A 24123-nucleotide genomic window follows, 5' to 3' on the forward strand; every position below is an offset into this window, starting at 1 on the left:
TTCCAGTTTAATGATTGATCTAGGAGGTGGTTGTGCGGGTCGGTGAGTCGATTTATCTTGACTATCAATCATCTACGCCAACCGATGAGCGCGTTGTTGAGGCGATGATGCCCTATTATAGGGCGGTTTTTGCTAACCCGCATTCGTCTAACCATATTCTCGGGTGGAGGTCGGCGGATGCGGTAGAGACAGCAAGAGCTGAGGTCGCTTCCTTGATAGGCGCTTTGCCCGAGGAGCTGATCTTCACTTCTGGAGCAACCGAATCTAACAACCACGCCATTTCAAGCGTGCTGACCGCCAACCGAAGCAGCCGTAGAAAGGTATTGGTAAGTTCGATTGAGCACAAGTGCGTGAAGGAGGCTGCGCAGTTCTTTTCTGAGCAGCTTGGCTATCAGGTGGTTGAAGTGCCGGTTCTTTCCTCAGGGCGTATAGATATTGATGTTTACAAAGAGTTGCTGTCGGACGACGTTCTGCTCGTGAGCATCATGGCTGTCAATAATGAGGTAGGGACGATTCAGGACACCCCGGAACTTGTCAGGTTGGCTCATGAAGCGGGTGCGCTGTTCCACTGTGATGCAGCACAGGCACCAGAAGCTCTCGATGTAGACGTGATCGAATGGGGGGTGGACCTACTCAGTCTGTCTGCTCACAAAGTGTACGGTCCAAAGGGAGTTGGTGCACTTTTCATTGAAGCTTCGTTACAGGGTGAACTTCCTGCGTTCGTGCATGGTGGTGGACAGCAGGGCGGCCTGAGATCAGGCACCGTGCCGACGCCTCTCTGCGTTGGTTTTGGTGTAGCTGCGTCAATTGTTCGCTCCGAAGGTAAAGCCAATAGGGCAAGGCTCGAAGTTTTGGCAGGCTATTTTCTAGACAGTTTAAAGACGGCGGGTGTTGATTTTCGTATTAATGGAGACCCGAAGCAGAGGCATCCGGGGAATCTCAATCTCGAGTTTCCGGGGCGCGATGCTGAATCATTGTTAAACTCGCTCCAACCATGGGTCTGTGCCTCAACCGGGTCGGCGTGTAACAGCGGTTTTATCCAATCCTCCTACGTCTTGGATGCGCTTGGCATGCCTGAGGGCAGCGTCGCTTCGTCGATTCGCTTCAGTATTGGGCGGTATACGGATGAGCAACAATTGTCGGACACTGTGGACCATCTTGCAGAGGTCATCAGAGCGGTTTGACATGCTGGCATCGCTGAGCCCGGCTCCTGATCTTCCTGAAAACATCTTCACCGGACACGGCTTCCGCTTCCCCTGACTCCAATTCGGCAAGGCGGGCTTTGGCAACGGCTGCCCATTTGTCGTCGATAGCACTGTCGGTCGGGTTAAGGCTTTGCAGCAGTGACTCAACGACATGCGCCCGCTCATCAACCGGCAGGGCGCTTGCTTCGTCTATCAGTTCTTGAATGCGCATGGTGGTCATCTCCCAAGCCAGAGTATAGCCCTTTAACTATGGCTCCATAATAGCGACTTCCGGAGGATTTTTCTCCCCTATTCATCGCCAGCCAGAATACCGTAGATCTCGAAATAGTGGGGCTCCTCTGTTCTCATGTGTTCGGATGAAGTTCAGATGCTTTTCAATCACAGGAGCCGCTTATGACCCGGCATTGTCACCGCGTAGCCGTCTACGGCACCCTGAAACACAGCGAGCCAAACCATCACATCCTCGCCAGCTCCGATTTTCTGGGCACATGCTCGCTGTCGTCCATTGTCCTCTATGACCTTGGCCCATACCCGGGCGCAAAGCTCGGAAGAAGTGGCGGTGTTCTGGTCGAGGTGTACGCGGTGGACCCGCGCACCTTCACCCGGCTGGACCAGTTAGAGGGCTATAATGCCCGTGCGCCGAAGTCGGGGCTGTATGACCGTGTGCTGTTGGATACCCCCTATGGAGATGCCTGGGTTTACGTCTATAACCATGATGTGTCGGGTTGTCTGGCGACTCGGTCTGGTGGGTGGTCGACACGGGCCCGGTGTTGATGCTTTGACTGGCCCAGAATTTTTCGGAAAATTCGAATATTGACAGTGGGCTAATAATTTCGAATAATTCGAAAGTATGTTGTGTTGAGAGGTTGCCCGTAATGAACTCTGTAAAGGAAAAACTTCCGTCTCGCGAAGAGGCTTTGCTTGCCCGGGCGTGTAGCCAGGGGCTGTCTGCAGTTATTGATACCCGGTCTGAGGCGCAAGAGATGACTCTCACCGATCGCAAGGGAGTGGCCCATACAGTGTCCATCCCCGTCAGTGCGCTACGTCTGTTTGTGGAGCTGCTGACCCAGTTGGGAGAAGGCAATATGGTGAAGTTGGTGCCTATCCATGCTGAGCTGACTACCCAGGAGGCGGCAGATCTGCTCAATATTTCACGTCCAACCCTGATCAAGCTTTTGGACGAAGGCGCGCTGGCGTATCACCGCGTCGGTAACCGTCGCAAAATACTGTTTTCGGAACTTCAGGCCTATAAGAAACGGCTTGAAGAGGAGCGCATGGCGGCACTGGATGAACTGAGCAGCCTGGATCAGGACTTGGGGATGGGGTACGAGTGAACTCTTTCGCCGGATACTTTGATAATCCTTTCCCGGACGGTAACTACCAAGACATTTCTCGTCTCTGATTTTACTGGTGATCTTTCTGAGTACTTCCTCGCCCGAAATTGCTCTAATTTCGCCTGACACGGGTTTAGCGAGGCGGTTTTTTTGGAAGTGTTGGTTGTTCTGGCGCGGGTCATTGGCGGTGTTCAGGTTTGCCTGTTGGACCTGGGTGACCTTTCCACTGTGCTCGATTCGCATTTGGCGAAGGTTTGAATTGCCGTGTGCGTCACCGCCTGTCGCATGGATCGCGTACACTGGTCCGGCAACCTGAGAGGAGTGCCTATCGCCTATGAAGTGGAATGACCTGATTGATCGCCCGGAAAGCTCACAACTGCAAAGCCCGGAAACGGAACACGACCGTTACCTGGCGCAGGTGTATGTGTGCCGGTTGTACAATGTGCCGGGGATGCAGTTCATTCTGAACGACCGGGAGATCGACCAGTTCGCGGACGATCTGGAGATCCGGCTGGAGACCCGTCTGGATGATGACGGCGATCAGGTGCCTCCGACCGAGTCGCAGCTGAGGAAAGTCATGCGAGAGCGGGAGGCCGAGTTGCTGCCGACCCTGTCCGGCGAGGCGGATTTCTCGTTCACCAGCCTGGTGGAAGCCCTTAAGGCCCGGTTGCAGCTGGACTCGGCGGAAACCAAGCTGTTGGTGTTCGCCGTGCTGGGCGCCCGCTGCCCCTGGATGCGCAACATGTTGTCGGAGCTGGTCTGCCGTGAGGTGTCGGTGACGATTCGTGCCCTGGCGTACGCCCTGCAGGAATCCGCCGGGTCTATTTCAGAAGCGCTGGAGCCGAGCAGCACCCTGCATGCTGCCGGCCTGATTACCCGGGTCTGCCCGACGGATGACCTGGATGACATTGTGTTCCCGGGGGCCCTGTTGCAAAGGCTGTTGCTGCTGACCATAACCAGCGATATCTCCGGCCGGCAGATGGATGAGCTGATCTTCGCCAGCCTGTGCCCGCCGGCGCCCGCGTCGGACTTTTCCATTGCGGATTTTTCCGGTGTGGCGGACCTGCAGTTGATGCTGAAGTATCTGGGCAAGGCCATCGCCGAGGGCAGGCGCGGCCGCAATATTCTGCTTTACGGGCCTCCGGGCACCGGCAAGAGTCAGCTGGTCTATGCACTGGCCGGTCACCTGGGGGCACCCCTGTATGAGGTACCCACCCAGAGCAGGGATGCCGGCTCGGTAACTGGCAAGGCGCGGCTGGAGTCTGCCTTCCTGGCCCAGCGTTTTCTGGAGGATCACACCGGCTCGCTGCTGGTGTTCGATGAAATGGAAGATGCCTTCCGCAAGGAGTCGGACCTGGCCAAGGGCTGGTTCAACCAGCTGCTGGAGCGCAATCCCATTCCCACCCTATGGGTAAGCAACGAGATCGGCCAGGTGGACCCGGCCTTCCTGCGCCGTTTTGATCTGATTATCGAGATGAAGGGCGCCCGTCTTGGCCCCAATCCGGCCATTACCGAGCACCTCCGGCATCTGCCGGTCACCGAGCCGTGGATGACGTCTGTGCAGCAGAAAGCGTGGATGACGCCTGCGCTGGCCCGCAACCTGGCGGATATCGGCCAGTTCCTGCCTGTCAATCAGGTGGTGCGCAATCAGCAGAAGCTGGAGCGGTTGCTGGAGGAGCGACTGTCGGCCCTGCGCCATGAGCCGGTATCGATCTCGGTTCTGCCCAAAAAGCATGAGACGGACTTCCCCAGGTTCCAGACCCGTTGGCTGACGACCTACCCGAGCCTGCGCAATGTGGAGCGCATGCTGCAGGGCGACAAGCCGGGCCGCCTGTGCCTGTTTGGCCCGCCGGGGGCCGGCAAGACCGCCTATGCCAGCGAGCTGGCGGAGCGCCTGAAGCGTCCGTTCGAGCTTGTCTCCGGCAGTGATCTGCAGTCATGCCTGGTGGGAGAAACCGAAGCCAATATTGCCGCCATGTTCCAGAAGGCGGAGTCGTCTGGTGCGGTGCTGTTGCTGGATGAGGCGGATACCTTCCTGTTCAGCCGGGAAACCGCCCGCCAGTCCTGGGAGGTCAGCGCTACCAACGAATTCATGGTGCGCATGGAGCGCTTCTCCGGGGTGTTCCTGGCGACAACCAACCGCTTTGATTCACTGGACAGTGCGGTGATGCGTCGTTTCCACCTCAAGGTGCGTTTCGGCTATCTGGATAGCAAGCAGCTGAAGAATCTGCTGAAAGCCTGCGTGCTGGACCCGGAGAAGGTGGAAGACCTGCCGGCCGGCACCTGGACGGAACTGGACGCCCTGACCCCGGGGCTGGTTCGCACCGCCGTGCAGCAGCTTGGCATGATGGGCCTGCGCCCCCGCACTGCGCCGTTGTTGAAGGCCCTGCGAGAGGAGCAGTCGATGCAGGCCGGCACCTTCAACCGGCAGCCGATCGGCTTCGTGTAGCTATCCCGCTCCGGCGCCGTTTCCCTTCTCAGGTTTTGATACGGGTCAATTGTTCCCGGAACAGCGAGAACCTTGGGCGCTTTTTTTCAGCCGCAATTCAGGTTGGCATGGTGTGATGACCCCGAAGCAGGCTGGCTGAGAGGGCTATCACCATGAAAGCGCACAAACCGACAAGCCAGGTGCCGTTTCTGCTACGTCGGAAACTGGCTGTTGAAGACCTGGACGACAATCAGTGGGACGATTTGATCCACGAACTCAACCATCACCCGAGCGTTGATTTTGCCGAGCGTAAACCGGGCAATCGCCTTTGGGTCACCTATGATGGTGCCCATTGGTCCACCGACGCACTGCTTGAACTGATTGAAGCCAGTGGCGGCCGCCTTGAAACGGGCTGGTGGGTTCGCCGGAAGCTCGCGTGGTACCGGTTTACCGACGACAATGTCAGGGCAAACGCGAAGCACGAGCCATTCTGCTGTTCGAAAATTCCGCCGATGAAGAAATAGCCGGAGGTTGAATGCGCGAGGATCAGGACAGAACGACTCGCTACGAGGAAGGCAGCCTGTCGTTACCGGGGACCGTCATGTTGGGCACCGGTGTCATGATTGGTGCCGGTATCTTCGCCTTGACCGGGCAAATGGCGCAGATGACCGGTGTTCTGTTTCCGTTGGCGTTTCTGGCCGCTGCGGTGATTGTCAGTTTCAGCGCCTATTCCTACATCGTGATTTCCAACGCCTGGCCCTCGGCCGGTGGCATCGGTATGTACCTGCACAAGGCCTATGGTGACCGGCTGCCGACGGCGTTCAACGCCTTGTTGATGTACTTTTCGATGGTCATCGCCCAGAGCTTTCTGGCCCGAACCTTCGGCTCCTACACCATGCAGCTTTTCGGCGGCGACGAAAGCGGTCGCATGGTGCCGATTCTCGGTGTGTCGCTGATTCTGGCCGCTTTCGTGATCAATCTGCTGGGCAATCGGATGATTCAGGGCGTGGCATCCTTTATCGGGATCCTGAAAATCGGGGGCATACTGATCTTCGGGATTGTGGGTGTCTGGATTGCCGACAGCATTTCGGTTGACTTCTCTCGCCCGGGGGAAGCGGGAACCGTTGGTAATTTCCTCGGTGCCACCGCTCTGGGGATACTGGCTTTCAAGGGCTTCACCACCATCACCAACAGCGGCTCCGAGGTGAAAGACCCCCGCCGCAATGTGGGGCGCGCCATCGTTATTTCCATCGCGGTCTGCGTGGTGATCTACACTCTGGTCGGGTTTGCCGTCGCCAGCAATCTGTCGCTGGCTGAAATCATCAAGACCCAGGATTACTCCCTCGCCGCTGCCGCGCGGCCTGCACTTGGCGAATATGGTGTCTGGTTCACGGTGGCCATTGCCATGATGGCCACCGCCGGCGGCATTCTGGCAAGTATCTTTGCCGTCTCGCGCATGCTCGCCATGCTTACCGAAATGAAACTGGTGCCCCACCGCCACTTTCACATGCCGGGCAGCATCCAGAAGCACACCCTGGTCTACACTGTGGTTCTGGGGGTGGTGCTGACAGCGTTCTTTGATCTCTCCCGGATTGCTGCGCTGGGCATCGTGTTTTACCTGATTATGGACGTGGCCATCCACTGGGGCGTGCTTCGTTACCTGCGTGACGACGTGAAAGCCAAAGCCTGGGTGCCGGCCACGGCCATTGTGCTGGATTTGTTAGCGCTGGGGGGCTTTGTCTGGGTCAAGCTGAATACGGATCCGTTCGTTATCGGCGTGGCTGTCGTCACGATGATTGCCATCGCAGTGGCGGAGCTGATGTTCCTGAAGAAGTCCCGGGGCGCCAGGCAATCAGGGCATGAGGACTCTCATGCCCATCATCACCAGTAACCGATATTCGATGTGGAGAACACTGTCATGATGGGAAACACTATGTTTGGTCACACCATGTGGGCAGGGCACTGGCTGTGGATGCTGGTGATTGCCATTATTGTGGTGATTCCGGCCTGCCGTATTTGCCAGCGCACAGGGTACCCCGGGTGGATGGGGGTTCTGATACTGATTCCCATCGTCAACCTCGTTCTGCTTTATTTCATTGCGTTTGCAGACTGGCCTGCAGACAAGGCTGGAGATCGTAATGGCTGAGCACCAACACCATGGGCATGAACACCAACATGAGGATGCTGGCGAACACACCGTCAAGGATCCGGTCTGCGGCATGTCGGTGGACCCGCACACGGCGGAACACCGTAGCCAGCACGGCGGAAAAACCTGGTATTTCTGTTCTTCAAGGTGCCAGTCCCGGTTCGATGAGAATCCGGAGCAATACCTCGGCGAAGAACAGGCGCAGGAAGAGCCGGTAGCGCCGGGCACCATGTATACCTGCCCCATGCACCCGGAAATTCGCCAGCAGGGCCCCGGCGATTGCCCCATCTGTGGTATGGCTCTGGAGCCGGAGCAGGTGAGCCTGGATGACGGGCCGTCCGGAGAGCTCACGGACATGACCCGCCGGTTCTGGATCGGGCTGGTGCTGGCGCTGCCCGTGCTGGTGCTGGAAATGGGTGGTCATCTGATCGGGCTCGACCAGATTATTGCCCCGCAAACGTCCAACTGGATACAGCTGTTATTTGCCACGCCCGTTGTGCTCTGGTGTGGCTGGCCGTTCTTTGTCAGGGGCTGGAAATCCGTGGTCAGCCGTAACCTGAACATGTTTACGCTGATTGCCATAGGTACCGGCGTGTCGCTGGTCTATAGCCTGGTGGCGACGCTGGCGCCGCAGATCTTTCCGGATGCCTTCCGGCAGAACGACGGCTCGGTGGCGGTGTATTTCGAGGCGGCCGCAGTCATTGTGGTACTGGTTCTGCTTGGTCAGGTGCTGGAGCTACGGGCCCGCGAGAAAACCTCCGGTGCCATCAAGGCGCTGCTGGATCTGGCCCCGGCCACCGCGAGGAAGCTGGACGACGAGGGTGGCGAGTCTGATGTCTCTCTTGATCAGGTCAAGGTTGGCGACCGTCTGCGGGTGCGCCCTGGCGACAAGGTGCCGCTGGACGGCGAGGTGCTGGAGGGCAGTTCCAATGTGGACGAGTCCATGGTAACCGGTGAGCCCCTGGCGGTCAGCAAGAAGACCGGTGACCAGGTGATCGGCGGCAGCATTAACCAGCAGGGCAGCTTTATCATGCAGGCCGACAAGGTTGGCCGGGATACCATGCTGTCCCAGATCGTGCAGATGGTGGCCAACGCCCAGCGCAGCCGTGCACCGATCCAGGGTCTGGCCGACAAGGTCGCGAGTTACTTTGTGCCGGCGGTGATCCTGATCGCCATTATTGCGTTTATAGCCTGGTCGTTCTTCGGGCCGACACCGCCCATGGCATTCGGTCTGATTGCAGCGGTCAGCGTGCTGATTATTGCCTGCCCCTGCGCCCTTGGCCTGGCGACCCCCATGTCTATTATGGTTGGTGTTGGCAGGGGCGCCCAGAGTGGTGTGCTGATTCGTGACGCGGAAGCCCTGGAACGCATGGAAAAGGTGGACACGGTGGTGGTGGACAAAACCGGCACGCTGACCGAGGGCAAGCCTCAGGTTACCTCGCTCGTTCCGGCCGGTGGATTCAGCGAGGAACAGCTGATGCGTTTTGCCGCCGGTCTGGAGAAGGGCAGTGAGCACCCGCTGGCCCATGCCATTCTCGATAAAGCCCGGGCCATGGACCTGAAACTGCCGGACGCGGAAGACTTTGATTCCCCCAACGGGAAAGGGGTCACCGGTACCATTGATGGTCAGGGCGTTCTGCTTGGCAACCGGCTGTTGATGGAGGCGGAAGGCGTTGACACTTCAGGCTTTGACGCCGACGCCGATCAGCTCCGCAAGGACGGGGCAACGGTTATTTTCGCGGCTGTTGACGGAAAAGTCGCCGGTTTGCTCGCCATTGCGGACCCGGTCAAGGAAACCACGGAAACCGCCATTTCAGCCCTGCAGAAAGACGGCATACGGGTAGTTATGCTGACCGGCGATAACCGTACGTCCGCAGAGGCGGTTGCCCGTAAACTGCATATCGATGAAGTGGAGGCGGAAGTACTGCCTGAAGACAAGGGCAAGGTTGTTCAGCGCCTGAAGGACGAAGGTCGTATTGTGGTGATGGCCGGTGACGGCGTTAATGATGCACCGGCCCTGGCAACGGCGGATGTTGGCGTGGCCATGGGGACGGGAACCGATGTGGCCATCGAAAGCGCCGGTATTACATTGTTGCGAGGCGATCTGATGGGCATTGTGGAAGCCCGCCGGTTGTCTCTGGCGACTATGCGCAATATCCGGCAGAACCTGTTTTTTGCCTTTGTCTACAACTCTGCCGGCGTACCCATTGCTGCGGGCGTGCTGTATCCGTTTTTCGGCATACTGCTGTCACCCATCTTTGCCGCGGCGGCCATGTCACTCTCTTCGGTCAGCGTGATTGTTAACGCGCTCCGTTTGCGAGTGATCAAACTGAAGCAGAACAGCTGATTTTCTGAATCATCGGAGGTATTTATGTCTTACACGATTGATCGAGTCATCCCGGGTGGGGATTTTGAAGACGTGGACAAACGGGTCCGTCAGGTGCTGGCGGACCATGGTTTTGGCGTGCTGACGGAAATCGACGTCAAGGCCACCATGAAGAAGAAGCTGGACAAGGACATGTCTGCCTACCGGATCCTCGGGGCCTGCAACCCCGCAATGGCCTGGGAGGCCATTGGTCTGGAACCTCGTGTGGGTGCCATGCTGCCTTGCAACGTCATTCTCCGGGAGATTCCGGAGGGCGTCGAGATCAGTGCAATCGACCCTGTTGTGTCCATGTCAGCGATTGAAAACGACGAGCTCAAACAGGTTGCCGGAGAGGTCAGGGACAAGCTGTCGGAGGCGGTAAAGGCTGTGTGATGAATATCGCAATCGCGCCCGGTCAGCCTGCCTGGGCGGGCGCCCGGAGGACTTACCGATGGCATGGTTGATCACCAAATACGCCATTACCGCCGCACTGGTGGTTCTGGTGTCCGAAGTTGCCAAACGTAGCGACAAGGTGGGGGCGCTGATTGCTGCGCTGCCAATGGTGTCGGTGTTGGCGATGATCTGGCTTTACCTGGAACATCAGCCAGCAGATAAGATCAGCAACCATGCCTGGTTTACCTTCTGGTACGTACTGCCGACTCTGCCGATGTTCCTTGTTTTTCCCCTGCTTTTGCCACGGTTCGGTTTCTGGGTGTCGCTGGCCATGAGTGCCATTGTCACGATTGTGTCCTTTGGCTTGCTTGCCCTGGTCATGAAGCGATTCGGCATTCCCTTGTTGTAGCCTGGCCTGTGCTCGCAGATAACTGACTCTGGGCCAGTCAGGCAGGCAACGCCAGGCACGTGACCTCACGGCTTTGGTTTCAGGCGTTGTTCTGCTTCCAGTCGCGCTTGATTTTCTTGGCCAGGGACCACTTGTGCACCTCGGTGGGGCCGTCATATACCCGGAAGGCCCGGATTTCACGGAACACCTGCTCTACGATGGTGTGCTCGGTGAGGCCGTTGCCGCCCATCACCTGGACACATCGGTCGGCAATGCGCATCAGGGCCTCGCTGACGGCGACCTTGGCCATTGAGCTCTCGGTACCACCCTTTTCACCGCGATCCAGCACAGCGGCGCACCAGTCGATCATCAGGTGACACTGCTGCAGGTCGATCAGGTTCTCCGCCAGCATGAAGCCCACGCCCTCGTGGTCAACCAGCGGCTTGCCAAATGCCATGCGACGATTGGCATAGTCCGAGGCAATCTCGTTGGCCCTGATGCACGCGCCCAGCCAGCGCATGCAATGGGACAGCCGGGCAGGTGCAAGGCGCACCTGGGCGTAGCGGAAGCCGTCACCCGCAGCACCGAGCATCTGCTCGTCAGGTACACGGAGGTCTTTGATGGTGACGGTGGCATGACCTCCCGGCATGGAACTGTCGATAGTGCGGGGCACCTGGTCAATGCGGATTGCGGGGTTCGGGAGATCTGTCAGGAACATGCAGGCGCCTTCCTCGGCCTTGGCCATGATGATTCCAACTCCCGCTCCTTCGGCACCGGTAATGAATGCCTTACGACCATTGATCACCCATTCATTACCCTCCTTGTGGCATCTGGTGATCATCATTGACGGATCAGAGCCTGCGCCTCCCTCGTCAGCCGGCTCGGTCATGAAGAACGCTGACCGCTTCTTGCCTTCAACGATCGGCGTCAGGAACCGCTCCTGAATCATCGGACTGCCCATCTTGCCCAGCAGATACATGTTGCCCTCGTCAGGTGCTGCGGTGTTACAGGCCAGAGGGCCAAGCGGAGACAGGCCGCTCTTGATCAGAACCAGGGCGGTCCCGCGCTGGCTGAGGTGTCCTCCATCGGGGAAGATATGTGGCGTCAGAACGCCCGCCTGCCGTGCTTTCTGACGCAGCTCCAGGGTCAGTTCGTCAGTAGGGCAGTCATGATGGTCTCGCCGGAAGTCATGTTCATAGGGCATGATGACCTCACGAACAAAGCGCTCTACGTTTGCAGCGATTTCTTCAGCCTTTGCTCGGTCGGGGAAACTGTCGTCAGCGATTGCGCCCGTGTTGGTGTCGTTGTTGTTCATCTGTGCATCTCCGTTATATCTGTTGAATGGAGTCACTTCCGGGCAAGCGTGCGAATAAGCCCGATACTGCGACGAGTCTGGCGGTGCAAGCTGTTCTTACCATCGTCGCAATGGACGAATCGGATGGCTCGCCCGGATTCCGGTTCAGGCCCGGCTGAAGGAAATCAGAGCCAGGTATCCATTTAACGGCGGGCTTTAGTCAGGGAAATGGATTCCACAACATGGGATCCGTATAGTGGAAATCGAACCAATCTGGTTTCTTTATGAAACAACAATAACTGTGGAGTTCCCCCATGCATAAATACCCACTTGCAATGGCGATGGGCCTGCTGGCCCTGAGCCCCCTTACCCTTCAGGCGACCGAGCTGCGGTATGCGTCGGGTTATCCCCAGGGCAGTATCACCAGTGATGCCCTGGGCGTATTTACCGAGCGTCTTGACGAGGTATCCGGTGGTGATCTCGGAGTTCAGGTGTACGAGCTGTCGCTGCTCAATCTTCGCGAGACTCCGTCCGGTATCCGCGATGGCATGGCGGATATGGGGGTGGTTCTGACACCCTATTTTCCGGCAGATTATCCTCACACCAACATGGTGGCTGAGGTGTCCATGTCGATCGAACTGACTGAGGGCGGCTCGTCCCAGGCTGGCCTGGTCTACACCGGCGCCATGTCGGAGTTCATTTTCACGGAATGTGGGGAGTGTCGTGACGAGTTCGCCGCCCAGAATCAGTTGTTTCTCGGTAGTGCTGCCACGCCCCCTTATTCGCTACTGTGCCGTGAAAAGGTGGACAGCCTGGAAGCTCTGGAAGGCAAGAATCTGAGAACATCCGGGGCTCAATGGGCACGTTGGGCCGAGTCAGTAGGCGCCAACCCCATCACCATGTCCGTTAATGAAATCTACGAAGGCCTGAGTCAAGGCGTTGTCGATTGCTCGGTTCAGTCCACCTCGGAGTTGTCCGTTTTCAACCTGTTTGAGGTGGTGGATGACATCACCGTGAATTACCCCAGCGGCACGTTCAGTGGTGTGGGTTCCGCCAATATCAACCTGGACAGCTGGCGCTCTCTGAGCGACGAGCAGCGCCGGTCTCTGCTGGAGGCCACCGCAGTGCTCTCGGCGGAGTTCAGCTGGGGCTACGAGAAGGGAGCTGTGGACAACGAGCGCACTGCCGAGGAACAGGGCATTGGCCTGACCCAGCCGACCGAAGCCATGTTGCAAAAGAACCGCGAATTCATTCGTGAGGACCTGAAAACCATCGCCTCTGCCTACGAGGAGCGTTATGGGATCGAGCAGGCCGACGAAAAGATTGCCCGGTTTCGGGAGCTGCTGGCCGAGTGGCGTGATCGCATCGATGGTATCGAGAGCGGTGACGAGCTGGCGAAACTTTACTGGGAGCACGTGTTCTCCCAAGTGGATGCCACACAGTACGGTCTGTAAATAGCAATCGGGGCCAAGGACCGGCCCCTCTTTACCAGGTAGCTTGCTACCTGATCGGTCCCGTTTTCTTTCAGTAACCTGGCGGTACCCTGAATCCCGCCAGCCCTTCATCTTCCAGCAACCCGGCAAACGCCAGCGTGGTCAGGTCTCGCCCCGGAGCACCGATGACCTGGATGTTGTAGGGCAGGCCCTGCCGGGTGACGCCGATGGGTACCGAGGTGGCCGGCAAGCCCAGCAACGTGGCCAGGGCGATCCAGCAGAACTGGTCATGGTAGGCCCGTGCCTCGCCATTGACCTGGATCTGGCGGCGATACTGCGGGTCACGCTGGTCATGAGGAATGGCCGTTACCGGGTTGACCGGCGCCAGTATCACGTCCACTTCCCGGAATATCTCTTCCACCTGTTCGCGCATTTTCTCGCGGGTTTCGTTCCACCGCATCCAGCGGCTGATGCTCTGGCTGGTGCCGCGGGCGAATTCCGACATGCCGATGGTCATGGGGCCCATTTTTCGCAGCGGTCTTTCGGCCAGGGCGAAGAGCTTCAGGCGCCGTTTTTGCCGGCGGCTCATGCCACTGCTCAGCAGGCTGCCAAGCAGGTTGAAATAGACCGGCATGATGTGTTCCAGGGACAGCAGGGGATGGCGCAACGGGGTGACCAGGCTGCCGTGCTCGGCCAGTTGGTCGGACAATCGGCGCAGGCCGTTGATCATCTCATGGTCCACCGGGCAGTCCGGGTCGTCCAGCCACAGGCCAACCCGGGCCTGTTCCAGAGACCCGAGCTGCGGGGGCTCCATGGCAAGCTGCCAGCTCCGTGCGTGGTGCGGGCGTGGGCCGACGATCACCTTCAGCAGGGTTTCCAGGTCGCGGGCGGAACGGGCCATGGGACCACCGTCGGCAAGGTCCGGTTGGCTGATGGTGCCGGGCGGGCCCGGTATGTGCCCGCGAAAGGAAACCAGGGTACGGCTGGGCTTGTGGCCGAAAACGCCGCAGAAATGGGCCGGGGTGCGGATGGAGCCGGCCAGGTCGCTGCCCACTTCCAGTGGCGTCAGGCCTGCTGCCAGGGCTGCCGCCGAGCCGCCAGACGAGCCGCCCGGGGTATGGTCCCGGTTCCAGGGGTTGTTGGTGGTGCCGAAGACCCTGTTATAGGTTTGCAGGTCCGACGCGTAATAGGGCACGTTGGTCTTGCCGATTATGATAGCGCCGGCATCCTGCAGGCGCCGCACGATATCCGCTGGCCGCTCGGGCCGGTGGCTGGCCAGCAGTGGTGCCCCCGAGGTGCAGGCCATGCCCGGCACTTCCCAGGTGTCTTTCAGGGTCAGTGGCAGACCCAGCAGGCTGCCCCCGGGGCCGCCCGCCCGTCGCTGGCGGTCAGCTTCCCTGGCCTGGGCCATGGCCTGCTCCTCGTTGACCGTTACCACGGCATTCAGCGGCGGGTTGCAGGCCTTTATGCGGTCCAGCAACGCCCGGGTCAGGTCTTCGCTGGTCAGCTCGCCAGCGTCCATCATCCGTACCAGCTCGTCAGCGGTACAGTAGTGCAACGGTTGTTTCATCAAACTCTCTCGGCTGTATAGGGCGCAGGCAACGGCACACTAGAGCTGTTCTCGCCAGCGCTTCTTGTGTACCTGCTCCTTTATAGCGTCAATGATCTCGAGCGTCAGGTTGATCAATACCTCGTTGTCCTGGCGCTGGGCCAATTCGGTATCGTCGGTACCCTTGTACACCAGTTTTTTCTGGTGATCCGGAAGGAATACGTCCACCAGGTCATCGATGAAGTCGTGGTTGCGGCTGCTGGACAGATCTTCCATGACCTGGTTGATGACATGACTGGTGATGTCTCCGACGGCTTCTTCCATGGTGCCCCGCACCTGCTTGCCGAAAATGGGCAGCAGCTTCAGGCGGGCCAGTTCCGGGTTCTGATGAACTGCCTCGGCAACGCAGCGTTCAAGATATCGCCGCAGGGCGTCACGGTTGGGGGCATACCCCTGGGAAGCCAGGTCGGCGACCCGGTCGGAAATCCAGCCAACGAGGATGTCCTTGCGGGGATAGATGATGTTTTTGTGAACGCTCTCCAGCAGCGGCGAGCCCCGGCGCACCTCTTCCTGAATGCCTGACAGCACCTTCAGCACGATACGGTCGGACAACTCCTCCATGAACGCGTCGTAATAAAAGGCGATAAACCGATACAGGCGGGTGCGAGTAAAGTCTATGATGCCGTAACGGTGCAGGCGGTAGACAATGCTGATAACACGCAGCACCCTCAGGAAACGCATGCCGCTGGTCGGAATGCAGCCGAGAAGGTCGTACCAGTGGATAAAGGGGTAGAAGTACCAGCGCTGGTAGGTTTTGTGCCATACGGCTTCAGCCCAGCGCACAAAAAACTCGGTCAGGAAGATGCTGACAAAAATCAGATCATAGAAGATGAAATTGCGGTGAATCGGCTGATAGAAGTTGTAAAATGCCGGCACGGACTGCTGGAAGAAATCCTGAACGCCTGCAAATCCATAGGCGGAATCGAAAATTATCAGGGCCAGGTTGAAGATCAGCAAGCCAAGCATCAGGAAGTCGATGACAAACCAGATCGTCTGGTGGCTTTTCTTGAGATTCTCCCGATTTATGGCGAACATTCGCTGGTTGCAACTCCCGTAATGGCCTGTTTGTTTAACCACTGTATTGACGGAGCTCCTGACCGGGCGTGAACCGCTTGAGTGTGTTCAGGAAGGTCAGGGTGGCACCTTGTTTGTTTTCTCCGGGCACCGCTGACAACGCGGGCCCAAAAGCGCCCGAGGTGCGCAGCAGACTAACGACTTACCCAGACGGGACACCAGATGAATCATCCGCGTGCCGGAGATTTCGTAACAGATTAGCGTATTTGGACGTTCACGACGAACCTGTAGGAGGTGGGGCATCAGGCTCCCCGGGGAAACCCACCCCTTCAGGGCGTCGTCGGCCGGAGTGGAATTTGCAAATCAGACAAGCATCAGGACGATATCGGGCCTGCAACAGACTCCTTCGGCTGCTGGCATGGGCAACACTGTCGCTGGCGCCGACCGCCAGTCTTGCCAACCAGGTGGATATTCGTATAAAGGGCGACTATCCCGGCTTACTGGACAATGCCCGGGCATTTGTCGGTGAGGTGGAAGGCCGCAGCCTCTCGTCCCTGCGCCGCTACGGCGATACCGTGGAGGAGGATATTCGCCAGGCTGTGCGGGCGCTGGGCTATTATGACCCGGCCATCAGCCGCCGCATCAAGGAGGGTGACCCTCCGGTGTTGATCATGGAGGTGACCCCGGGCGAGCCGGTGCGGGTGGCGTCGCGGCAGGTCACCATTACCGGTCCGGCCGGGGACGACCCCGAATTCAACACCACCTTACCGGAGCAACCGGCCGTGGGCGCCGTGCTGAACCATGGCCAGTACGAGTCGTTACGCCAGACCATCAGCAGCCGCGCCTCGCGCCTCGGTTATTTTGACGGCAGCTTCGAGCAGCGCCGGCTGGCGGTGAACCCGGAAACCCGTGAAGCGGACATCCTGCTGCGTTTTGCAAGTGGCGAGCGTTACCGCCTTGGCGACGTGACCTTCAATGAGGATCAGGTCTTCGACCAGTCGTTTCTCGACCGTTTCGTGCAGTTTGAACCGGGCACGCCTTACCATGCCGACAAGGTTGCGAAACTGAGCTCCGACCTGAGCAACAGCGGCTACTTTTCCCAGGCACTGGTGACTGCTCCCCCCGGCGAAGCCTCGGATAAGGAGATTCCGGTCTCTGCCCGGGTCAGTGAGCGGGAACCCCGTTCGCTGGGTGTCGGCGTTGGCTTCTCCACCGATGTCGGGCCCCGCTTCCGGGGCACCTGGGAGGAGCACTGGATTAATCCCCAGGGGCACCGGCGGGGCGCGGATACTGAACTCTCCGTACCCCGGCAGAACCTCACCGGCTGGTATGAAATACCGCTGGACCCGCCCATGACAGACTCCATGCGATTTGGCGCCGGCTACCAGCGGCAGGATATCGAGGATGTGCAGTCAGACCGCCTGACCTTTGGCTCCCAGTGGCGCCACCTGATGGATAACGACTGGAGCCGGGTGGTGTCGCTGCGCTGGGAACGGGAGCGTTACGACATCGGCGACTCGGAATCGGGCAGCAGTCGCCTGTTGCTGCCGGGAATTTCCTTTTCGAGGCTGGAGTCGGATTCGCCCATCGACCCTTCCCGGGGTTACCGGCTGCAGATGGATGTGACCGGCGGGTCCCGGGAGATCTTCTCCACCGTTGATGTATTGCAGGTGACCAGCAAGGCCAGGGGGCTGATCACGCTGGCGGACAATCATCGTTTCCTGGCCCGGGTTGAAGCGGGCGCGGTGGGTACTAACGATTTCTCCGGTGTGCCGCCGTCGTTGCGGTTCTTCACCGGCGGTGACCAGAGTGTGCGTGGCTATGGTTACGAGACCCTGTCGCCAGAGGATGACGCCGGCGACGGGGTAGGTGGTCGCTACAAGCTGGTGGGCAGTGCCGAATACCAGTACGAATTCGTCGAAAACTGGCGGGTGGCCGGGTTCATGGATCAGGGCAATGCCATTGATCATCTGAACGATCCCCTGGCCACCGGTGTGGGTGTGGGTATTCGCTGGATCAGCCCGGTGGGCCCCCTGCGTCTGGATGTCGCCAAAGGGCTGGATGAAGAATTTGGGGGAGGCTGGCGATTGCACTTTTCCATGGGGCCGGAATTATGAGCAGGCTGACGTCGGTGCTGAAAAGCGGGCTCAAGTGGCTGCTCATTATGCTGGCGATCATTCTGTTGCTGGTGGTGGTGCTTGTTTCGGCCGTGCTGCTGGCCTTGCGCTCGGATACCGGCACGGCCTGGGTGCTGGATCAGATTCCGGGTCTGGAAACCACCGCGGCCAGCGGTTCTCTCCTCGGTGAGTGGCAGGCCGAGCACCTGGCCTGGCAGGGTTACGGGGTAACCCTGGAGATTGCTTCACCGCTGATCGACTGGTCGCCCACCTGCCTGTTCCGCAAGGACCTCTGCCTGGACCGCCTGGAAGCCGCATCGCTGGATGTCACCAGGGCGGGCACCGCAACGGCCGAAGAGGATCCGGATGGCGGCCCCATGGAGCTGCCGGATATCACCCTGCCAGTAAATATTGATATCCGCTCGGTACAACTGGGCCCGTTCCACTACAACGGTACCCTGGTCTGGGACAGCCTGAGCCTGGAGGCCGCCGGTAGCGGCTCCGATTTCCATATCCGTCAGTTTGCCCTTGGCCGTGACGATGTGGCGGTGGCCCTGGATGGCCGGGTGGAAACCCGGGGTGACTGGCCCCTTGCCGTCAATCTCGATCTGACCCTGCCGCCGCCCTACGGTGACCACTGGCGAGTGCAGGGGGATTTGCGGGGCAGTGTCAGGGACCTGCGTGCCAGCCTGGCGTCGTCCGGCTATCTCGATGGCGAGATGGAGGCGGAGCTCGAGCCCCTGGACCCGTCGCTGCCCGCCAATATCGAGTTACGTTCCGACGCCTTCCTGGCGCTGGAGACCCTGCCGCAAACCCTGACACTCAGAAACTGGACACTGACCGGGCAGGGCAGTCTGGCCAATGGCTACCGCTTAAACTCCCGGGCCCGTTTGCCGGGCCAGCAGGGCCCGGTGGACATGGCGCTGTCAGGGCGAGTGACACCGAAGGCGGCCCGGGACCTGCAGTTGACACTGACCGGCCCGTCCGCCACGGGTGACGGCCAGGCGGAGCTGAAGGCAGCGGGTGACGTGACCTGGCAGGACGGCCTGGTCGCCGAGGCCAGTGTGACCATGGGGGCTTTCCCCTGGTATTCACTGTTGCCGCAGGTCGAGCCACCACCAGTGACGATCCGCTCACTGGAAGCCAGCGGCCGCTTCGCCGGCAATGAGTACCAGGCCAGCCTGGATATGGATGCCTCCGGCCCCATGGGGGAGGCTGGCCTGGTGACCGAGGTGGATGGCGACCTGCAGTCGGTGCGCCTGACCGAGCTGACCATGACCACCGGCGCCGGGCAGTTGCAGGGTGAGGCGGAGGTGGGTTTTGCCGACCAGCTGAGCTGGCAGGCTGACCTGACGCTGGATTCGTTCAACCCCGGTTTCTGGGTGCCCCGGGCCACCGCCAGCATCAATGGCTCGGTAACCAGCCAGGGTCAGCTGGGCGCGGATGGCAATCCGGATTTTACGGCGAACTGGGACTTGCAGGGCCAGTGGCAGGAGGCGCCTCTGGCCAGCCGGGGCGAGCTGTCGGCGCAGTCCGGCCAGTGGCAGATTCCGGAAATACTGGCCACCATCGGCAACAACCGCGTGGCGGTCTCGGGGCGATTACAGGACCCGCTGGCCGAATCCGGGCAAATGCAGGTGGAGGCAACGCTGGCGCTGCCGGAACCCGGGATCATCGTGCCGGGTCTGGAGGGCGAAATCGATGCCACTATCGCCCTGAACGGCCCCATCCGGTTGCCGGCCGGTAACCTGGAGCTCTCCGCCACCGGGGTCGCCTGGCAGGAGCAGATCCGCATAGCCGCACTGGAGCTGGATGCGAGTCTGGATGACTCGCAGGCACTGGACGCCAGTCTGGAGGCCTCCTCTGTGCTGGCGGGCGGGCAGACGGTCGACCAGGTGCAGGCCGACCTTGGCGGAACCCTGGACGACCATCGCCTGACCCTGTCCGCGCACCATTCGGCTGCCGTGGTGGATGCGGTTCTGTCCGGGGCCTGGCTGACCGGTGACGCTGGTGGCCGCTGGCAGGGGCAGCTGGCCAGTAGCGAGGTGCAGTTGACCGGTCCGCAGCAGACCTGGCAACTGCAGGAGCCGGCGCCCATCAGCTATGCCGGTCAGACACTGACCCTGGGTGCCCATTGCTGGCGCTGGCAGGACAGCACCCTTTGCGCGGGCGAGCAGACACTGCTCCCGGATACGGCGCTGGACCTGGAGATGAGCCAGCTCCCGGCATCCACGCTGGCGCCCCTGTTACCGGAGAACGTCAGCTGGAATGCGATGATCAACGGCACCCTGAACATGGAGCTGGCGGAAGCGGGGCCCCGGGGTTCGGTCCGGCTCAGTGCCGGGCCCGGCAATGTGGACGTGGCGGTGGAGGAGGAACAGCAGTCTCTCGAGTACGACACCCTGACGGCGAACCTGAATCTGGAGCCGGAGGGGGCGACCGTTGCCCTGCGCCTGGATGGACAGGACGTGGGGGTTCTGACCGTGGACCTGGAGGTGGACCCCAATGCTCCGGACCGGCCAACCACGGGATCCTTCAGCCTGGAGGGTTTCGACCTTGCGGTGGTCGGCGCCCTGCTGGACATTGAGGACCTCGCGGGGCAGATTGGCGGTTCCGGACGTCTGGAAGGCCCGCTGCTGGCGCCCCAGGTGTATGGGCAGTTGCTGCTTTCCGACGGCCGGCTGGTGGATGAACGGCTGCCGATACCCATCCAGGATCTCCGGCTACAGGTGAATTTCAATGGCAGCCGGGCGGACCTGGACGGTAGCTGGAAAAGCAACGGAACCGGCACCGGTGAGATCGGCGGTAGCCTGGACTGGACGGGCCCGCCGCGGCTGACCATGACTCTGACGGGCAACAGGCTGCCGCTGTTCCTGGAGCCCTATGCCGAACTGGCGGTTTCCCCGGACCTGGAAATCAACTTTGTCGAGGGGGAGCTCAGTATTGCCGGCCGGATTGACATACCCAGCGGTCGCATCGAGGTTCGCGACCTGCCGGAGCAGGCGGTAGCGGTTTCCGACGACGAAGTGATCGTCGGCGTTGAATCCGAAGAGGAGTCGCCACTGGGTCTGGCCATGGATGTAACCGTGGTGGTGGGGGCGGAAGAGGTTACCTTCGAGGGGTTTGGCGTTACCGGCGAGCTTGAGGGTGAACTGCAGATCGGCAATGAGATGGATACCCGGGGCGCTCTGCGGATGGTCAATGGCCGCTATGCGGCCTTCGGCCAGGAACTGCAGCTGCGGCGGGCGCGACTGGTGTTCGTGGGACCTGTGGGTGAGCCCTACGTGGACATCGAGGCGATCCGCAGGGTGGATGACGTACTGGCGGGCATCCGCCTGTCCGGCCCGGCCCGGGAACCGGAAACAGAAATCTTCTCGGAGCCGTCCATGTCCCAGAACCAGGCGCTGTCCTACCTGGTGCTCGGGCGTCCCCTGCAGAGCCAGGGTGACCAGACCTCGGTCAGCCGCATGGCTCTGTCGCTGGGCCTGAAACAGGCCAGCGGCCTCACCCGCGGTATCGGCGAGACCTTCGGCATTCAGGATCTGACCCTGGAAGCGGAGGGGTCGGGGGAAGACGCCTCCGTGGTGGCCAGCGGCTACCTGACCGAAGATCTGAGTATCCGCTACGGCGTGGGCCTGTTCGAGCCGGTGACCACGGTGGCCCTGCGCTATGATCTGGGGCGCCGGGTCTACATTGAGGCCGCCAGCGGGTTGGCGGCTTCGCTGGATATCTTCTACAACCGGAATTTCTGACCCGGCTTTCCGGTTACAGGCAGGCGCTTCACACCGTGCCCGCGGTTCACTTCATGGTAAATGTGGCCTGCACCGTGGCACTGACTTCCCGGGGGCCGACCTGGCTTACCGTGTCCGCGGTGGCGGAAGCCTCCTGCATACGCATCATGATCGGCCCGCCCCCCGACGACTGCAGGTTCAGCGACCTGACCTGGCCACAGGCCATGTCCAGCTGCTGTGCCGCGAACTGGCAGCGCTCCCGGGCGTCATCGATGGCTCTGGCCAGGGCCTCGCGCTGGAGCGCTTCCTCGTCGGAATGGAAGAACTGGTGCTGGCCCAGGTTGTAGTTCATACCCAGGTTCTGGGCTTTGGTGAGCACCGGGTTCAGCAGTTCCAGGTCATGAATCTCGAAGCTGATCGTCTGGCTTGCAACGGCGATAGTCCGGGGTTCGCCGGGCTCGCCGTCCTGCTGGCGTGGGGAGTGCTGGCGCTGGTACAGATGGGCAGACGCGTCAGTGTAGTCCACCAGTTGGTCACGGAGTTCGGCGATGCTTTCACGCCACTGTTCAATGGTGCCCCTTACCTCGCTGATGGCCCTGTCGGAATCCGCATGCTGCGCGGTCACCGTGAAGCTGAGCCGCGCGCTGTCTGGTACATAGCGGACCTGGCCCTCGCCGGACAGGCTGACTTCCGCCGGTGCCGCCAGCGCAGGTCCCGCCAGGCTTATCAGGGCTATTACCGCAGGCCCGCAAAGCCGCCGGGTGATGGTTGTAATCATCCTCAATCTCCTTCTGATGTCAGGGTTGGTTCGCCGCATCGGGTACATCTTCCCGGGTCAGGCGGGCCAGCTTCAGGCGTTCCGCCGTGCGCACGAAATCGGCGAAGATCCGCCGGTGCGCGCTATGGTAGAGCAGGTATTCGGGGTGCCACTGCAGGCCCATCAGCCACTGGCCATGGGTGTTTTCGATGGCCTGGACAAACAGGTCGTTGTCCAGGGCGCTGACCCGCAGCCCCCGTCCCAGCCACTTGATGGCCTGACTGTGAATGCGGTTGGCGCCGATACGGGGCGACCGTATGATCTGGCCGAGACGGGTCGGTGCCACGATCCGGACGCTTTGCAGCGGCAGCAGCAGGGGCCGGTGACGGGTATGGACACGCAGCGGCGTCACGTTCTGGCACAGGGAGCCACCCCGGAATACATTGATCAGCTGGGCGCCCCGGCAGATCCCCAGCACCGGCAGGTGCAGCCGCTCTGCCTCCTGCAGGAGTCTCTGGTCAGTCTGGTCACGGTGGCGGTTATAACGCGCCTTGACCTGCTCACCCTGGTCATACAGGTCCGGGTGAATGTGGGTTCCGCCGGACAGCACGATGCCGTCAAGCAGTGACACATCGACCTGACTGCCCGGGGGAATGAAATAGGCCCGTGCCCCATACAGCCGCAGGCCCAGGCTGATCAGGCGGTCCGAGGTACGCCAGCGGGAGGGGCTGCTGATGCCGATGGTGATACCCGGAACCTTGACCTCTTCAGCGGTGCTGGATTCAGACATAGCCACGGTTCTCCAGCCACTGGTGACAGCGGGTGCGCCACGTACTGGTCAGGTTGCGGAACGACAGGGTGCGGCCTTGCCGGAACAGGTCGTTCAGCTCCCGCTGGTGAGTGGGGTGAGCCACGATCTGTTCCAGGATCACCCAGTCGTTCCACACCGTGGAGAAATGCCAGCGGGGGTTGTCGATATCGCAGTCCGGCAGCCGGTAGTGCAGGGTCGGCCGCGATTTGATGCGGGGGTCGTCGACATACTGCGCCAGCAGATCAGCGTCAATGTGCGCGAACAGGGGCAGCAGGTCCAGCGCGCGGTTGCGGGTGGGGTTCTCTTCCAGATAGTCCCGCATCAGGCCTTCCATGTCCGGCGAGTAGTCCGCCGCCACCAGGCGATCCACATAGCGGCTGGACCAGGGTTCGATGTAGGTGGTCAGTTTGCGGCTGAAATCCAGTTGGTGGCGGGATTTCAGCCAGTCATAAAGGGCAGCGAAGGTCTGCAGGTAGCGCCGCAGGGTGTCCGCCTCCAGGTCGGGCAGCTCGGGGTTCAGCTGCAGGCCGAACGCATAGACGATGGCCTCTCGGCTGCCCACGGCACCCGCTTCGCGCAACTGGTCTGACAGGGCTTCGATGGTCTCCAGCTGGTCAAAGGCTACCGGTGGCGAGATGATTTCCAGCGGCACCAGCCGCTCCGCCGCATAATCAATCACATCCATGGCGTGGCCGCCGAGTTCCCGCAGGGATTCCGGTACCCGCTCTTCCTGAAGATTCAGGTCCTTGATGGGGTCGGAATCCAGCTCCACCGCAAATTCGCCCAGGGCGGTATCCACCTTGCTGACGTAACGACCAACGTTGCGGGCGGTGCCGTTCAGGATTTTCGCCGTGAGCGAGACCAGCTCCAGGTACCCCGGTCCGGATATCTCGATCTCGACGCCGACCCGGCGTGGCTTTCCCTCCCGAGTGGTCATGACGTCGGGCATCTGGCAACGGCTGGGCATGGGTGTGATTCCCCCTGGTGATGGTTCCGGCAAGTGAGCTCGGGTTGCGTGTGAGCACAATGTAACAGGTTGGCCCTGGCAGTGCCCGGTAGCACGGGCTCCGGGTGAGTGGGCATTCCGGGACTGCAGGG

Annotated in this window: 20 protein-coding genes; 13 read left to right on the top strand and 7 right to left on the bottom strand. The window is 60.5% G+C overall.

The genetic code is table 11. The features are described 5' to 3' along the window. Positions 1-32 precede the first annotated feature (32 nt). Complete coding sequence (locus IE079_RS03700) at positions 33-1184, top strand: cysteine desulfurase family protein (protein WP_189573091.1); 1152 nt, start codon at positions 33-35, stop codon at positions 1182-1184. Here the strand turns inward: IE079_RS03700 and IE079_RS03705 are convergent. Beyond that, positions 1171-1416 carry an addiction module protein gene (locus IE079_RS03705; protein WP_189573094.1) on the bottom strand — a complete coding sequence of 82 codons (246 nt, stop codon included), beginning with the start codon at positions 1414-1416 and terminating at the stop codon, positions 1171-1173. The two genes, IE079_RS03700 and IE079_RS03705, sit on opposite strands and share 14 nt — an antisense overlap. 182 nt (positions 1417-1598) lie before the next feature. Between IE079_RS03705 and IE079_RS03710 the strand changes: the two genes are divergently transcribed. From IE079_RS03710 to IE079_RS03750, 9 genes are all read left to right on the top strand, one after another. Beyond that, a complete protein-coding gene (locus IE079_RS03710) occupies positions 1599-1979 on the top strand; it encodes a gamma-glutamylcyclotransferase family protein (RefSeq protein ID WP_189573097.1) in 381 nt (126 codons plus the stop codon). A gap of 101 nt (positions 1980-2080) precedes the next feature. Next, positions 2081-2539, top strand: coding sequence for a helix-turn-helix domain-containing protein (locus tag IE079_RS03715; RefSeq protein ID WP_189573100.1), 459 nt, complete (start codon positions 2081-2083; stop codon positions 2537-2539). 334 nt (positions 2540-2873) lie between these two features. Continuing rightward, positions 2874-4988, top strand: a complete 2115-nt coding sequence (locus tag IE079_RS03720; protein WP_189573102.1) for an AAA family ATPase — start codon at positions 2874-2876, stop codon at positions 4986-4988. 152 nt (positions 4989-5140) lie between these two features. Beyond that, entirely contained in the window at positions 5141-5491 is a 351-nt protein-coding gene (locus tag IE079_RS03725) for a hypothetical protein (protein ID WP_189573105.1), read from the top strand. 11 nt (positions 5492-5502) lie between these two features. Continuing rightward, entirely contained in the window at positions 5503-6858 is a 1356-nt protein-coding gene (locus tag IE079_RS03730) for an APC family permease (protein ID WP_189573108.1), read from the top strand. A gap of 27 nt (positions 6859-6885) precedes the next feature. Further along, positions 6886-7113: a hypothetical protein gene (locus IE079_RS03735; RefSeq protein ID WP_189573110.1), complete on the top strand. Its 228-nt coding sequence runs from the start codon at positions 6886-6888 to the stop codon at positions 7111-7113. Then, entirely contained in the window at positions 7106-9460 is a 2355-nt protein-coding gene (locus tag IE079_RS03740; RefSeq protein WP_189573112.1) for a heavy metal translocating P-type ATPase, read from the top strand. The genes IE079_RS03735 and IE079_RS03740 overlap by 8 nt, the downstream gene beginning before the upstream one ends. Before the next feature lie 24 nt (positions 9461-9484). Further along, positions 9485-9871: a DUF302 domain-containing protein gene (locus IE079_RS03745; RefSeq protein ID WP_189573114.1), complete on the top strand. Its 387-nt coding sequence runs from the start codon at positions 9485-9487 to the stop codon at positions 9869-9871. Between the two features lie 58 nt (positions 9872-9929). Further along, positions 9930-10280, top strand: a complete 351-nt coding sequence (locus tag IE079_RS03750; protein ID WP_189573116.1) for a DUF3147 family protein — start codon at positions 9930-9932, stop codon at positions 10278-10280. A 79-nt stretch (positions 10281-10359) separates the two neighbouring features. Here the strand turns inward: IE079_RS03750 and IE079_RS03755 are convergent, their stop codons facing one another. Next, positions 10360-11574 carry an acyl-CoA dehydrogenase family protein gene (locus IE079_RS03755; protein ID WP_189573118.1) on the bottom strand — a complete coding sequence of 405 codons (1215 nt, stop codon included), beginning with the start codon at positions 11572-11574 and terminating at the stop codon, positions 10360-10362. Between the two features lie 293 nt (positions 11575-11867). Here IE079_RS03755 and IE079_RS03760 point away from each other — a divergent pair, with 293 nt between their 5' ends. Beyond that, positions 11868-13007 (top strand): C4-dicarboxylate TRAP transporter substrate-binding protein, encoded by a 1140-nt coding sequence (locus IE079_RS03760; RefSeq protein WP_189573120.1) that lies wholly within the window; start codon positions 11868-11870, stop codon positions 13005-13007. Positions 13008-13077: 70 nt separating this feature from the next. Here IE079_RS03760 and IE079_RS03765 read toward each other — a convergent pair whose 3' ends face one another. Both IE079_RS03765 and IE079_RS03770 read right to left on the bottom strand, forming a co-directional pair. Next, a complete protein-coding gene (locus IE079_RS03765; RefSeq protein WP_189573122.1) occupies positions 13078-14556 on the bottom strand; it encodes an amidase family protein in 1479 nt (492 codons plus the stop codon). A gap of 39 nt (positions 14557-14595) precedes the next feature. Further along, complete coding sequence (locus IE079_RS03770; protein ID WP_189573125.1) at positions 14596-15630, bottom strand: hypothetical protein; 1035 nt, start codon at positions 15628-15630, stop codon at positions 14596-14598. Between the two features lie 335 nt (positions 15631-15965). On the opposite strand from IE079_RS03770, the gene IE079_RS03775 reads away from it, so the two are divergent. After that, positions 15966-17726, top strand: a complete 1761-nt coding sequence (locus IE079_RS03775; protein ID WP_227712304.1) for an autotransporter assembly complex protein TamA — start codon at positions 15966-15968, stop codon at positions 17724-17726. After that, positions 17723-21478, top strand: coding sequence for a translocation/assembly module TamB domain-containing protein (locus tag IE079_RS03780; protein ID WP_189573129.1), 3756 nt, complete (start codon positions 17723-17725; stop codon positions 21476-21478). The genes IE079_RS03775 and IE079_RS03780 overlap by 4 nt, the downstream gene beginning before the upstream one ends. 46 nt (positions 21479-21524) lie before the next feature. Here IE079_RS03780 and IE079_RS03785 read toward each other — a convergent pair whose 3' ends face one another. From IE079_RS03785 to IE079_RS03795, 3 genes are read right to left on the bottom strand one after another with little or no spacing between them, the layout of a single operon-like run. Then, positions 21525-22235: an SIMPL domain-containing protein gene (locus tag IE079_RS03785; RefSeq protein WP_189573132.1), complete on the bottom strand. Its 711-nt coding sequence runs from the start codon at positions 22233-22235 to the stop codon at positions 21525-21527. A gap of 19 nt (positions 22236-22254) precedes the next feature. Beyond that, entirely contained in the window at positions 22255-23004 is a 750-nt protein-coding gene (locus IE079_RS03790; RefSeq protein WP_189573135.1) for a gamma-glutamyl-gamma-aminobutyrate hydrolase family protein, read from the bottom strand. Then, on the bottom strand, positions 22997-23992 hold the full coding sequence (locus tag IE079_RS03795; RefSeq protein ID WP_189573138.1) for an amidoligase family protein: 996 nt from the start codon (positions 23990-23992) through the stop codon (positions 22997-22999). The genes IE079_RS03790 and IE079_RS03795 overlap by 8 nt, the downstream gene beginning before the upstream one ends. Positions 23993-24123: the final 131 nt, after the last annotated feature.

The organism is Marinobacter zhanjiangensis (genome assembly GCF_014651935.1).
Taxonomy (GTDB): Bacteria; Pseudomonadota; Gammaproteobacteria; order Pseudomonadales; family Oleiphilaceae; genus Marinobacter; species Marinobacter zhanjiangensis.